Origin of the sequence: Pseudomonas sp. lyk4-R2A-10, from assembly GCF_030209075.1 — a bacterium.
Classification (GTDB): Bacteria; Pseudomonadota; Gammaproteobacteria; order Pseudomonadales; family Pseudomonadaceae; genus Aquipseudomonas; species Aquipseudomonas glycinae.
Map to the genome: position 1 here is coordinate 218194 of NZ_JARVSR010000013.1, position 12744 is coordinate 230937.

Below are 12744 nucleotides of genomic sequence, written 5' to 3' on the forward strand. Positions count from 1 at the left end.
AACATCATGCGTTACGCTCACCCCGGTACTGAAGGCGCCAAAGTCTCGTTCAAGAGCAAGTACGGTAACTACATCGGCGGCGAGTTCGTCGCGCCTGTCAAAGGTCAGTACTTCACCAACACCTCGCCAGTAAATGGCCAGCCAATTGCCGAATTCCCGCGTTCCACGGCCGAAGACATCGAAAAAGCTCTGGACGCCGCCCATGCCGCTGCCGATGCCTGGGGCTCGACTTCCGCCCAGGCCCGTTCGCTGATCCTGCTGAAAATCGCCGACCGCATCGAACAGAACCTCGAAACCCTGGCGATCACCGAAACCTGGGACAACGGCAAAGCCATCCGCGAAACCCTCAACGCCGACATCCCGCTGGCCGCCGACCACTTCCGTTACTTCGCCGGGTGTCTGCGCGCCCAGGAAGGCAGTGCTGCCGAGATCGACGGCAATACCGTCGCCTATCACATTCATGAACCGCTAGGTGTGGTCGGCCAGATCATCCCGTGGAACTTCCCGATCCTGATGGCCGCGTGGAAACTCGCCCCGGCCCTGGCCGCCGGCAACTGCGTGGTGCTCAAACCTGCCGAGCAAACCCCGCTGGGCATCAGCGTGCTGCTGGAACTGATCGGCGACCTGCTGCCGCCGGGCGTGCTCAACGTGGTGCAAGGGTTCGGCAAAGAAGCCGGCGAAGCCCTGGCCACCAGCAAACGCATCGCCAAGATCGCCTTCACCGGCTCGACTCCGGTCGGCTCGCACATCATGAAGTGCGCCGCCGAAAACATCATTCCGTCCACCGTTGAGCTGGGCGGCAAGTCGCCGAACATCTTCTTCGAAGACATCATGCAGGCCGAGCCAAGCTTCATTGAAAAAGCCGCCGAAGGCCTCGTGCTGGCGTTCTTCAACCAGGGCGAAGTCTGCACCTGCCCTTCCCGCGCACTGGTTCAGGAGTCGATCTATCCGCAGTTCATGGAAGCGGTGATGATGAAGGTCAGCCAGATCAAACGTGGCGACCCGCTCGACACCGACACCATGGTCGGCGCCCAGGCGTCCGAGCAGCAATTCGACAAGATCCTTTCGTACCTGGAAATCGCCAAGGGCGAAGGTGCCGAGCTGCTGACCGGCGGCAAGGTGGAAAAACTCGAAGGCAACCTGGCTTCCGGTTACTACATCCAGCCGACCCTGCTCAAGGGCACCAACAAAATGCGTGTGTTCCAGGAAGAAATCTTCGGCCCGGTGGTGAGCATCACCACGTTCAAGGACGAAGCCGAAGCCCTGGCGATCGCCAACGATACCGAGTTCGGCCTGGGCGCCGGCCTCTGGACCCGCGACATCAACCGCGCCTATCGCATGGGCCGGGCCATCAAGGCCGGCCGTGTATGGACCAACTGCTACCACCTGTACCCGGCGCACGCCGCGTTCGGCGGTTACAAGAAGTCCGGCGTCGGCCGTGAAACCCACAAGATGATGCTCGACCACTACCAGCAGACCAAAAACCTGCTGGTGAGCTACGACATCAACCCGCTGGGCTTCTTCTAAAAAACCGGGCGACACCGAACTATCGATGTCGCCCTTTTAATCCCGATGACAATCCTTGGCCTGGCCGCTCTGGCACGGGCCTTGCGTACCCGTCATTCAGGATTTGCGTGAACACTGCCGCTGCGTGAACAGCATCCACTCACTCAACCGCTGCACCCGAAAGTCCAACAGATCGAACAATAAAAAAGACAGAGAGGACTTATGACTTCCACCACACAGCTCAAACCCACACTCGGCACCCTGCACCTTTGGGGCATTGCCGTCGGCCTGGTGATTTCCGGCGAATACTTCGGCTGGAGTTATGGCTGGGGCACCGCAGGAACCTTGGGTTTCCTGGTCACGGCCCTGATGGTCGCGACCATGTACACCTGCTTCATCTTCAGTTTCACCGAACTGACCACCGCGATCCCCCACGCGGGCGGGCCGTTTGCCTACAGCCGTCGGGCGTTCGGCGAGAAAGGCGGATTGATCGCCGGCATCGCCACCCTGATCGAATTCGTGTTCGCCCCGCCGGCCATCGCTATGGCCATCGGCGCCTATCTGAATGTGCAATATCCGGGGCTCGATCCGAAACTCGCGGCAGTCGGCGCGTATTTCGTGTTCATGACACTGAACATTCTTGGCGTCAGCATCGCCGCGACCTTTGAGCTGGTGGTGACCGTGCTCGCCGTCGCCGAACTGCTGGTGTTCATGGGCGTGGTCGCGCCGGGCTTCAGCTTCAGCAACTTCGTTTTGAACGGCTGGTCAGGCGCCAATGAATTCACGATGGGTTCGATTCCGGGCATTTTCGCGGCGATTCCCTTCGCGATCTGGTTCTTCCTCGCCATCGAAGGCGCAGCCATGGCGGCCGAGGAAGCCAAGGACCCGAAACGCACGATTCCACGGGCCTACGTCAGCGGCATCCTGACCCTGGTGTTCCTGGCCATCGGCGTGATGGTGATGGCCGGCGGCGTCGGCGACTGGCGCCAACTGTCGAACATCAACGACCCGCTGCCGCAGGCGATGAAAGCGGTGGTCGGCAACAATTCGACCTGGATGCACATGCTGGTGTGGATCGGCCTGTTCGGGCTGGTGGCGAGTTTCCACGGGATCATCCTCGGCTACTCGCGACAGTTCTTCGCCCTGGCCCGGGCCGGTTATCTGCCCAAAGGCCTGGCCAAGCTCTCGCGCTTCCAGACCCCGCACCGGGCGATTCTGGCCGGCGGCGTGATCGGCATCGCGGCGATCTACAGCGACGGTCTGGTCAACCTGCAAGGCATGACCCTGACAGCGGCGATGATCACCATGTCGGTGTTCGGCGCCATCGTGATGTACATCATCAGCATGCTCAGCCTGTTCAAACTGCGCAAAACCGAGCCGAATCTGGAGCGCACCTTCCGCGCACCGGGCTATCCGGTGGTGCCGGCCATCGCGCTGTTCCTGGCGGTGGTGTGCCTGGTGGCGATGGCCTGGTTCAACACGCTGATCGGCTGTGTGTTCCTGGGTTTCATGGCCGCCGGCTACCTGTACTTCCAGTTGACCGCCAAGCAACGCTCCGAAGCACCGGCAGACGCTATGCTCGAAGGTATCTAAAAGTTATCCGGTTGCACCGGCACCGGGCCTCTGGCTCGGTGCCTGCACTAAAAGCATTCATTCAGGAGGACACCGCCCAATGGCTGCATTTGCCCATACCGTCGGCGCCCAGACCTACCGTTTCGACAGCCTCAAGGACGTGATGGCCAAGGCCAGCCCGGCGCGCTCCGGAGATTTCCTGGCCGGCGTCGCTGCACTTAACGATGGCGAGCGGGTGGCTGCGCAAATGGCGCTGGCCGACATCCCGCTTACGCATTTCTTGCAGGAAGCGCTGATTCCCTACGAATCCGATGAGGTCACGCGCCTGATCATCGACAGCCATGACCAGCAGGCCTTTGCGGTCGTCAGCCATCTCACGGTTGGCGGCTTTCGCGACTGGTTGTTGAGCGAAGCGGCCGATGAATCCAGCCTGCGTGCCCTTGCCCCCGGCCTGACGCCGGAAATGGTCGCTGCCGTGTCGAAGATCATGCGCGTGCAGGATCTGGTGCTGGTGGCGCAGAAGATCCGCGTCGTCACGAAGTTTCGCGGCACCCTCGGTCTGCGCGGGCGCTTATCCACAAGGCTGCAACCCAATCACCCGACCGACGAGCCGTCCGGCATCGCCGCAAGCATTCTCGACGGCCTGCTGTACGGCAACGGCGACGCGATGATCGGCATTAACCCGGCCACCGACAGCATCGCCTCGATCTGCGCGATGCTGGAAATGCTCGACGCGATTATCCAGCGCTACGACATTCCGACCCAGGCCTGCGTGCTGACCCACGTCACCACGTCCATAGAAGCGATCAACCGTGGCGTGCCGCTGGATCTGGTGTTCCAGTCGATTGCCGGCACCGAAGCGGCCAACGCCAGTTTCGGCATCAACCTGAACATTTTGCAGGAAGGTTATGAAGCGGGCCTGAGCCTCAATCGCGGTACGCTCGGGCAGAACCTGATGTATTTCGAAACCGGTCAGGGCAGTGCGCTGTCAGCCAACGCTCACCACGGCGTCGATCAACAGACCTGCGAGACCCGGGCCTACGCCGTGGCGCGCCATTTCAAGCCATTTCTGGTGAACACCGTCGTAGGATTCATCGGCCCGGAATACCTGTACAACGGCAAACAGATCATCCGCGCGGGCCTCGAAGACCACTTCTGCGGCAAGCTGCTCGGCGTGCCGATGGGCTGCGACATCTGCTACACCAACCACGCCGAAGCCGACCAGGATGACATGGACACCCTGCTCACCTTGCTGGGCGTGGCCGGGATCAACTTCATCATGGGCATCCCCGGATCCGACGACATCATGCTCAACTACCAGACCACCTCGTTCCACGACGCGCTCTACGCGCGCCAGACCCTGGGCCTGAAACCGGCGCCGGAATTCGAACAGTGGCTGGCGAAGATGGGCATCTTCACCCAGGCGGACGGCAAGGTCCGCTTTGGCAACAACCTGCCGCCGGCCTTCCGCCAGGCCTTGGCGCAACTGGGATGAGTCAGATGGAAAAACCGCCCGTCGATCCGCAAAACCCATGGCTGGAGCTGCGTCGTCTGACCCCGGCGCGCATTGCCCTCGGTCGTACCGGCACCAGTCTGCCGACCCGTGCACAGCTGGATTTCCAGTACGCCCACGCCCAGGCGCGGGACGCCGTGCATTTGCCGTTCGATCACGCCGCGCTGAGTGCTCAACTGAATGAACGCCAGCGTGAAAGTCTGCTGCTGCACAGCGCGGCGGTGGATCGCAACAGCTACCTGCAACGCCCGGATCTGGGGCGCAAGTTGAGCGATCAATCGGCGCAAACTCTGCGCGAATACGCCCAGGCGCATCCGGGCGGTGTGGATCTGGTAATTGTGGTGGCGGACGGTCTCTCGGCGCTGGCGGTGCATCGGCACACCCTGCCGTTTCTCACCCGTCTGGAGGAACAGATGAGCGCCGATGAATGGTCGACTGCACCGGTAGTGCTGGTGGAACAGGGTCGAGTGGCGATTGGCGATGAAATCGGCCAGTTGCTGGGCGCGAAAATGGTCGTGATGCTGATTGGAGAGCGTCCGGGCCTCAGTTCACCGGACAGCCTGGGTTTATATTTCACCTACAATCCAAAGGTCGGCCTCACGGATGCTTACCGCAACTGCATCTCCAATGTGCGGCTGGAAGGGCTCAGCTATGGCATGGCGGCGCATCGCTTGCTGTATCTGATGCGCGAAGCCTGTCGGCGCCAGCTGTCGGGCGTCAATCTGAAGGACGAAGCGCAGGTTCAGACGCTGGAATCGGAAGCCGGTACAGACATGAAGAGTAATTTCCTACTCGATCCGCCCCCAGCCTGAACCGTTTCCGCATTGCCTTTCTGCGCCGGTTTCAGGCAGGATCGATGCACGGCCGCCCGGGTTTCCCATCGCCGTCAGAGCACGTGAAGACAGCCACTTGAAGGACGAGACCTACCATGCGGATTATCCAAGCGACCCTCGAACACCTGGATTTGCTGACCCCGTTGTTCGTTAAGTACCGCGAGTTTTATGGCTCCCTGCCCTATCCGGACTCGTCCCGGGCCTTTCTCGAAAAGCGCCTGCGACGCAAGGAATCGGTGATCTACCTGGCCCTGGCCGATGACGACGACAGGAAACTCATGGGCTTCTGCCAGCTCTACCCGAGCTTTTCCTCCCTGTCGCTCAAGCGCGTGTGGATCCTCAACGACATCTACGTCGCCGAAGACGCCCGCCGCCAGCTGGTAGCCGACAACCTGATCCGCACCGCCAAGAAAATGGCCAAGGAAACCCAGGCCGTGCGCATGCGCGTCTCCACCAGTGCCGACAACGAAGTGGCGCAGAAAACCTACGAATCCATCGGATTCAAGGAAGACACCGAGTTCAAGAACTACGTGCTGCCGATCAGCGACGAGCTCTGATCCCGGGCTGTCCTGCGGGGAGGGAGCAGACGCCCTCCCCAAAATGAATCCCAACCCGACATTTATTCACACCGACATCCCCCGCTACAAAACCAACGCGCTTTTCACCTCTCAAACCGTATAATCCCGAGCTTTCCGGCTTGTAAGAAAAACTACACCCGCTTGTAGGCTTACACGAAGTCATCCGCACAGGTCTGCCGAGTCAGGCCGTCACCACAGGTGCCTCCATGGATTTCAACCCGCTCGACCTTATCCTGCATCTCGACGTTTATCTCGACCTGCTGGTGAACAATTACGGGCCATGGATCTACGCCATCCTGTTTCTGGTGATCTTCTGCGAGACCGGTCTGGTGGTAATGCCATTCCTGCCGGGTGATTCCCTGCTGTTCATTGCCGGTGCAGTGGCTGCAGGCGGTGGCATGGACCCGGTATTGCTGGCGGGCCTGCTGATGCTCGCGGCAATCCTGGGCGACAGCACCAACTACGTGATCGGGCGAACGGCCGGTGAAAAACTGTTCAGCAATCCGAATTCGAAGATCTTCCGCCGCGACTACCTGCAACAGACCCACGACTTTTACGACAAACACGGTGGCAAGACTGTAACCCTGGCGCGCTTCCTGCCGATCATCCGCACCTTTGCCCCGTTCGTCGCCGGTGTCGCGAAGATGCCTTACCCGCGCTTCTTCGGGTTCAGCGTGTTCGGTACGGTTCTGTGGGTCGGCGGTCTGGTGACGCTGGGCTACTTCTTCGGCAACGTGCCGTTCATCAAGAAGAACCTGTCGCTGCTGGTGGTCGGCATCATTCTGCTGTCGCTGATTCCGATGATCATCGGCGTGGTTCGCAGCCGTTTCGGCGGCACCAAAGCCCAATCGCACTAAGCCGATGTGGTCGCTGAGCGCCTGGCGCCGCCGGCGCATTCTGGCCAGACACCCGATTGCCGACGAACTGTGGCAGCGGGTGCGCCATCACCTGAGTTTTCTCGATGGCATCACTGCCGCAGAAGACCAGTGGCTGCGCGAAGCCAGCGTGCTGTTCCTCGAAGACAAACACCTGACCGCACTGCCCGGCGTCGAACTGCACCAGGAACAACGCCTGCTGCTCGCCGCCCAAGCCCAATTGCCGCTTTTGCATCTCGGCGATCTGAACTGGTATCAGGGTTTCCACGAAATCGTCCTCTACCCCGACGATTTCCTCAGCCCCCAGCGCCATCGCGATGCCAGTGGTGTCGAACATGAGTGGGACGGCGAACACAGCGGCGAAGCCTGGCAGCAAGGGCCGATCATTCTCGCCTGGCCGGGCGTGATGGCCAGTGGTGGCTGGGGAGGCTACAACCTGGTGATCCACGAACTGGCGCACAAACTCGACATGCTCAACGGCGACGCCAACGGCCTGCCACCGCTGCACGCCGGCATGCGGGTCAGCGACTGGGCGGAGGTGATGCAGGCGGCCTACGACGACCTCAACCGCCAGCTCGACCGCCATCCCGACGCCGAAACTGCCATCGACCCGTATGCCGCCGAGAACCCGGCCGAATTCTTCGCCGTTACCAGCGAGTACTTCTTCAGCGCTCCGGATCTGCTGCACGAGGCTTATCCACAGGTGTATGCGCAGCTGCAGCTTTTCTATCGCCAGGATCCGTTGGCCCGCCTGAAGCAACTTCAGGCCACCGACCCGGTCTATCAGGCTCACGAGTAAAGGTCTGCACGACTTCCGCTACGTGGCGTCCACGGCAGAATATGCCTATAATCGCCGCCACTTTTTGGTCAATCCGGCCAAGTGTTTTTGGTCAACTAACGGGGGCAACGCCCAATGAGCTACAGCAAGATTCCGGCTGGCAAAGACCTGCCGAACGACATCTACGTCGCGATCGAGATCCCGGCCAACCACGCGCCGATCAAATACGAAATCGACAAAGACAGCGATTGCCTGTTCGTTGACCGTTTCATGGCCACCCCGATGTTCTACCCGGCCAACTACGGTTACATCCCGAACACCCTGGCTGACGACGGTGATCCGCTGGACGTGCTGGTCGTAACCCCTTACCCGGTTGCTCCAGGTTCGGTGATCCGCGCGCGTCCAGTCGGCATCCTGAACATGACCGACGACGGCGGCGGCGATGCCAAAGTCATCGCAGTTCCACACGACAAGCTGTCCCAGCTGTACGTGGACGTGAAGGAATACACCGACCTGCCAGCCCTGCTGATCCAGCAGATCGAGCACTTCTTCGCGAACTACAAAGATCTCGAAAAAGGCAAATGGGTGAAAATCGAAGGCTGGGACGGTGCAGACGCCGCCCGCGCCGCGATCACCAAGTCGGTTGCTGCCTACAAAGGCTAAGCCTCGCGACCTGCGACACGCTTGAAGAAAACCCCGGTTGATCCGGGGTTTTTTGTGCCTGCCCGGCAGAGGCTTAAACAGCCTGTTTATGGCGGCCTACAGAAAGGTTTTAGTCTGTGTAATTTCCCACAAGCACGCCTTACATCCCGTCGCAAAATTTGCCCTTATTTTGAACGCAAGGTTTATTCAAACCGCTCTAGGCCGGTCGTAGACTCGTGTTTATGAGAAAGAACACTAGCGGTCCAAGATTCAAGGCACTCCTGGAAGCTGCGAACATCACCACCACGGGATTCGCAAAGTTCTGGGGCACGGAAGCCCAAAACGTTCATAACTGGTACACCCGGGGCGTACCCGCGTACCGCATGGAAGAAGTCGCGCGCCTGCTGTCCGTCAACAGCCAATGGCTGAAGACCGGCGAAGGCCCGAAAGACGCCCCGCACCTGCATACGGAGTCGGGCGACATCCTCGATGCCCATGCCATTCGCGGCGTCTACACGGTGCTAGAAACCAACGACATCGAATTGCCGCTCTACAAAGAAACCCCGGTCGCCCCCGGCTCCGACAAAACCCATGTCATAAAAGACCCGGAGCAAACCATCCGCCTGCCCCGCAGTCACCTCGAAACACTGGAAATCCGCTACACCGACGCCATTTGCACCCACATGATCGGCAACAGCATGGCCGAGAAAATCGAAGACGGCTCCACCCTCGCCATCGACCGCGGCCTCACCCAGGTGGTTGACGGCGAAATCTACGCCATTGAGCACGACGGCATGTTGCGTATCAAATACCTGCACCGCATGCCCGGCAACGCCCTGCGCCTGCGCAGCCACAACAGCGCCGAATACCCGGACGAGATCTTCCGGGCCTCACAGATCGAAGAGCAGAGGATTCATGTGTTGGGGTGGGTGTTCTGGTGGTCGACGCTGGGCAAGCGGCGGCCGGTGGTGCCGTTTCTCTGATCCTCCATCACTCCCGGCCCCAGCACAGAACGTTGTAGGAGCGGGCTTGCCCGAGAAGAGGACCGGATACCCGGTACAAACCTCTGTTTTCTGCCGCAGAAATCGCTCTATTCCGCACTTGAGACTGGGAATCCCCAACAAAACTCAGTATCCTGCGCCCCACATTCGCGCATCGACCCGCCAAGCGGCCCAGATGACGCCTGACGCGGCAGACCACTGTCTGACCAAGTCCCACAGCCGGACGCAAGATCCGGATGTACGTTTTGAAGGCTGGCGCGGTTTACCAAAAATAAACCAAGCCAGTCCCCGAGAAGCCGGCCACAAGCCGGCTTTTTAATGCCTGCTGAAAAGCCAAACCTACCGTCCGAAATCTGAATCGCCGCTTGCCGGATACCAAACGCGCTAGTACCGTAAAGACAAACGTCATTACAGGTAACTCATCATGGCATCCATCAACATTCGTATCGACAACGAACTGAAACAGCGCGCCTTCGCAGAGCTGGAAAAGCTCGGGCTGACGCCCTCAGAGCTTCTGCGCCAAACGCTTCAATACGTCGCGGACCGGGGCAAACTACCATTCAAAGCGGCATTGATTAGCGAAGAAGATGAAGCGCTTATCGCCGTGGTCACTGAACGTCTTGCCGCTCCTCAGCGAGTCAAGGTAAGTCTGGATGACCTATGACCTCGAGTTTGATCGTCGTGCATTGAAGGAATGGAACAAGCTGGGCGATACGATTCGCGAGCAGTTCAAAAAGAAACTCGCCGAGGTTCTCAAGAATCCTCGCATAGAAGCCAACAGGCTTCGCGAGCTGCCAGATTGCTACAAGGTGAAGCTGAAAAGTGCTGGATATCGCCTGATTTATCAGGTGATTGATCACGAAATTGTGGTGTTCGTAGTCGCTATCGGAAAGAGGGAGCGAGAGGCGGCTTATGACACTGCACAGGATCGACTGTCGTCCCAACCCTGAGCCAGTTAATCATCAGGATCAATTCTGAAATTGGGCAGCAACCTGCTGCCCAATTACCCTCACGGATAACTGAACGACTTCACCAACGTCAATTCCCCCACCGCCCGCATCGGCACGATGAAAGTCTCCATTTTCTCGCTAGGCGTCCCCTCCTCCGTAATCACCGTCACCTGCGCGGTGGTCAACGGCTGCACCGCCTCTTCCCCACCCTCATCATCACCGCGATACCCACCGCCAAAATAATTCACATACACCAGATACTGCCCCTTGATCGGCGCCGGCATGGCGAAGATTTCCGGGCCGTATCCGGTGGTCACGTCGACATCCAGAGCAGCGCCATTGGGGGCAACGCGATCGCCATACCAGATGTGCGCGCCATCAGGCGTGACCAAGTGCAGGTCGAGGTCAGTGCCATCGCTGTCCCACGCCAGCAACACCCGCAGTTTTGCCGGAGTAGCGCCGCCACTGGTGTTGAGGAACTGCGTGCGGTGCCGTTGCTGGCCGTCCGGGCTGCGGACTTCGACGCTGTTGCTGCCGTTGGGAAAGGAGAACGGGCGGTCGAAGCGGCCGCTGTCGTCGATTTTCAGCGGCATGCTGACGCCGTTGACGATCAGGCGGCCGGGCTCTCTGTTTTTCGGTGTGGCTTTGATTTCCCCGCTGATGCGGGCGGTGTTGGCCTGGCTGAGCGGGGTGTTCACCGAGGAGGCCGGGTAGTTGACGGTCTGGCGAAAGCTCTCGCCCTCGCCTTCAGGCGCGCCGCTGCGCCAGCCGCCGACCGGGGTGTCGAGTTTGACGCCGTCAGCGGCGATCACCGGCGAAACCGCGGTAAATACGCAGAGCAACAGCAAGACCTGTGGATAACGGAGTGTCATGGTCTATTCCAGCAAAAGGTGACGGGCGAGCCCTTCGATATAGGTTTCATCCTGGCCGTTGGGGTGTGCTTCAAAGGCCAGGTGCAGGTATTCGTGAGTCAGGTCGAGGCGGTCCTGCAAGGACACCACGCCGCGCACATAGATGCGCTGGCGTTCGCGGTCGACGAAGGGGCGGCCGAAGGCGAGTTTGCAGACGGCGAAGGTGCTGACTTCGTTGTAGCCGGTTTCGCTTTCCAGCCTGGGACGCCAGCCGCGCCGCTGTTTTTGCAGCCAGTCTTGGGCAGCAGGTAGCGCTTCGCAGGACGCCACCGGGTTGTCCCAACGGCTCAGGCTGGCGCGCGGGTAGGCGTGCAGCAGAATCGCGTCGTAACGCTGGCCGGCATTGGCTTGTTCGACCGCTTGTTGCCAGGCCAGTTTGTCCGGGCCGGGCTGATCGGAGTGATAGGTGACGGTGCTGCCGGCCAACACCAGATCCGCCGTCCATGCGGCGATGTTGCGGGATTCGGCGGAAGCAGGACGCGGGGCGACGCGTTGGCGTGTACTGCTGTCGTCGATGCTCAAACATTCGCCGTTACGCGTGGCGTTCTGCAGCAGATACGTGCGGATTGCCACGGCCAATGCTTTGGCCGCTTCGTGCGGTTCTGGTTTGGCTTCACGCTCCAGCACCCGGGCGACGTACTCTTCACGATCCAGCCGCGCCACAAGCATGTCGTTGAGCAGAAACAGCTCGCCGTCGCTGTGGATATCCAGCGCATTGCCGTTGGCGAATTCGACGCGGTAATCACCCTGCAACGGGCCGGAGGTCACCGCTCGATTACCGGCCAGAACCCGCGAAACCGGATATCGCGAGAACAGTCCGACTTCGACACAACGCCCTGCTTCCGCCGGCCACGATGTGGGCAACACCGTCGCCAACGCCGAACCGTAACGCCGCAAAACCATCTGACTGGTGCCCCGGCCACCGGCCCAGATCGGCGAGCCGTCCGCCGTCCATCCAGCGAATCCACCCTGGCGTGATTGAGGGTCCTGATCGCCGAGCCAGCTCCAGGTCTTCACCCGCAAGCGTCCGCCGAGCTCACCGACGACATTGCCGTCCGCCGCGTTCAGCACCACGTCGAGCAGCACACGACGCATCTGATCCTGAGCCGGCAGCCAAGACAGAACCTTCAGCAAGTCAGCCACGGACACCCGAGTAGCCGGCTGCACCGATGGCAGGTCCAGCAACCACGACGGCGCCTGTCGCGCCTGCCAATAGGTTCTCCAATCGCCAGCGGTGATGCCCAACCGCGCCGGCTCGAAATACAGCCCGCAGGATTTCACCAGCGCCTGATCACGCTCGATCTTGCCGCCAGCGGTGCAGCAATAGACTTCTTCCTTCGACTGCCCGCGACATTCATAAGCAGGCTCCCGCGCACCGGTATCCACCAACCACGCATAAACGAACAGCTTCCACAGACTGCCCAGCGGCGTATCCAGCGACGAAGACATTGGCTCGCGCGCCGTCAATTGCGAGGTATTCAGCGACAGCAGTTCGCCCTTGTAAGCCACGCGCAACGGCTCATCCTGCGCCATCGCCAGCGCAGGAATCACACACATCAGCAGCCAGACCAGCGGCCGGATCATG

13 protein-coding genes are annotated in these 12744 nt (G+C 60.4%); 11 read left to right on the forward strand and 2 right to left on the reverse strand.

What is annotated here, in order from left to right:
• The first annotated feature begins 6 nt into the window (after nucleotides 1-6).
• The 11 genes from exaC (at nucleotide 7) to QRN46_RS24685 (ending at nucleotide 10248) form a co-directional block, all read left to right on the forward strand.
• Nucleotides 7-1527 carry an acetaldehyde dehydrogenase ExaC gene (gene exaC / locus QRN46_RS24635; protein ID WP_201818758.1) on the forward strand — a complete coding sequence of 507 codons (1521 nt, stop codon included), beginning with the start codon at nucleotides 7-9 and terminating at the stop codon, nucleotides 1525-1527.
• Nucleotides 1528-1728: 201 nt separating this feature from the next.
• Nucleotides 1729-3099 (forward strand): ethanolamine permease, encoded by a 1371-nt coding sequence (gene eat, locus QRN46_RS24640; protein WP_085608773.1) that lies wholly within the window; start codon nucleotides 1729-1731, stop codon nucleotides 3097-3099.
• 79 nt (nucleotides 3100-3178) lie between these two features.
• Nucleotides 3179-4573, forward strand: a complete 1395-nt coding sequence (locus tag QRN46_RS24645; protein ID WP_285357845.1) for an ethanolamine ammonia-lyase subunit EutB — start codon at nucleotides 3179-3181, stop codon at nucleotides 4571-4573.
• Nucleotides 4570-5403, forward strand: coding sequence for an ethanolamine ammonia-lyase subunit EutC (gene eutC / locus QRN46_RS24650; protein ID WP_373423147.1), 834 nt, complete (start codon nucleotides 4570-4572; stop codon nucleotides 5401-5403). Before QRN46_RS24645 ends, eutC begins: the two co-directional genes overlap by 4 nt.
• A gap of 116 nt (nucleotides 5404-5519) precedes the next feature.
• Nucleotides 5520-5981 (forward strand): GNAT family N-acetyltransferase, encoded by a 462-nt coding sequence (locus tag QRN46_RS24655; protein ID WP_042610602.1) that lies wholly within the window; start codon nucleotides 5520-5522, stop codon nucleotides 5979-5981.
• A gap of 227 nt (nucleotides 5982-6208) precedes the next feature.
• On the forward strand, nucleotides 6209-6859 hold the full coding sequence (locus tag QRN46_RS24660) for a DedA family protein (protein WP_011336118.1): 651 nt from the start codon (nucleotides 6209-6211) through the stop codon (nucleotides 6857-6859).
• A gap of 4 nt (nucleotides 6860-6863) precedes the next feature.
• On the forward strand, nucleotides 6864-7676 hold the full coding sequence (locus QRN46_RS24665; RefSeq protein WP_285357853.1) for a M90 family metallopeptidase: 813 nt from the start codon (nucleotides 6864-6866) through the stop codon (nucleotides 7674-7676).
• 114 nt (nucleotides 7677-7790) lie between these two features.
• Nucleotides 7791-8318 carry an inorganic diphosphatase gene (ppa, locus tag QRN46_RS24670; RefSeq protein WP_007933577.1) on the forward strand — a complete coding sequence of 176 codons (528 nt, stop codon included), beginning with the start codon at nucleotides 7791-7793 and terminating at the stop codon, nucleotides 8316-8318.
• 221 nt (nucleotides 8319-8539) lie between these two features.
• Nucleotides 8540-9280: a S24 family peptidase gene (locus QRN46_RS24675; protein ID WP_011336120.1), complete on the forward strand. Its 741-nt coding sequence runs from the start codon at nucleotides 8540-8542 to the stop codon at nucleotides 9278-9280.
• Between the two features lie 442 nt (nucleotides 9281-9722).
• Nucleotides 9723-9962 carry a type II toxin-antitoxin system RelB/DinJ family antitoxin gene (locus QRN46_RS24680; RefSeq protein WP_285357863.1) on the forward strand — a complete coding sequence of 80 codons (240 nt, stop codon included), beginning with the start codon at nucleotides 9723-9725 and terminating at the stop codon, nucleotides 9960-9962.
• Nucleotides 9952-10248, forward strand: coding sequence for a type II toxin-antitoxin system RelE family toxin (locus tag QRN46_RS24685; protein ID WP_169432089.1), 297 nt, complete (start codon nucleotides 9952-9954; stop codon nucleotides 10246-10248). Before QRN46_RS24680 ends, QRN46_RS24685 begins: the two co-directional genes overlap by 11 nt.
• Nucleotides 10249-10307: 59 nt before the next feature.
• Here QRN46_RS24685 and QRN46_RS24690 read toward each other — a convergent pair whose 3' ends face one another.
• Nucleotides 10308-11120 carry a YfaP family protein gene (locus tag QRN46_RS24690; protein ID WP_201818764.1) on the reverse strand — a complete coding sequence of 271 codons (813 nt, stop codon included), beginning with the start codon at nucleotides 11118-11120 and terminating at the stop codon, nucleotides 10308-10310.
• A 3-nt stretch (nucleotides 11121-11123) separates the two neighbouring features.
• Nucleotides 11124-12743 (reverse strand): DUF2300 domain-containing protein, encoded by a 1620-nt coding sequence (locus tag QRN46_RS24695; protein WP_201818767.1) that lies wholly within the window; start codon nucleotides 12741-12743, stop codon nucleotides 11124-11126.
• Between the last annotated feature and the right edge of the window lies 1 nt (nucleotide 12744).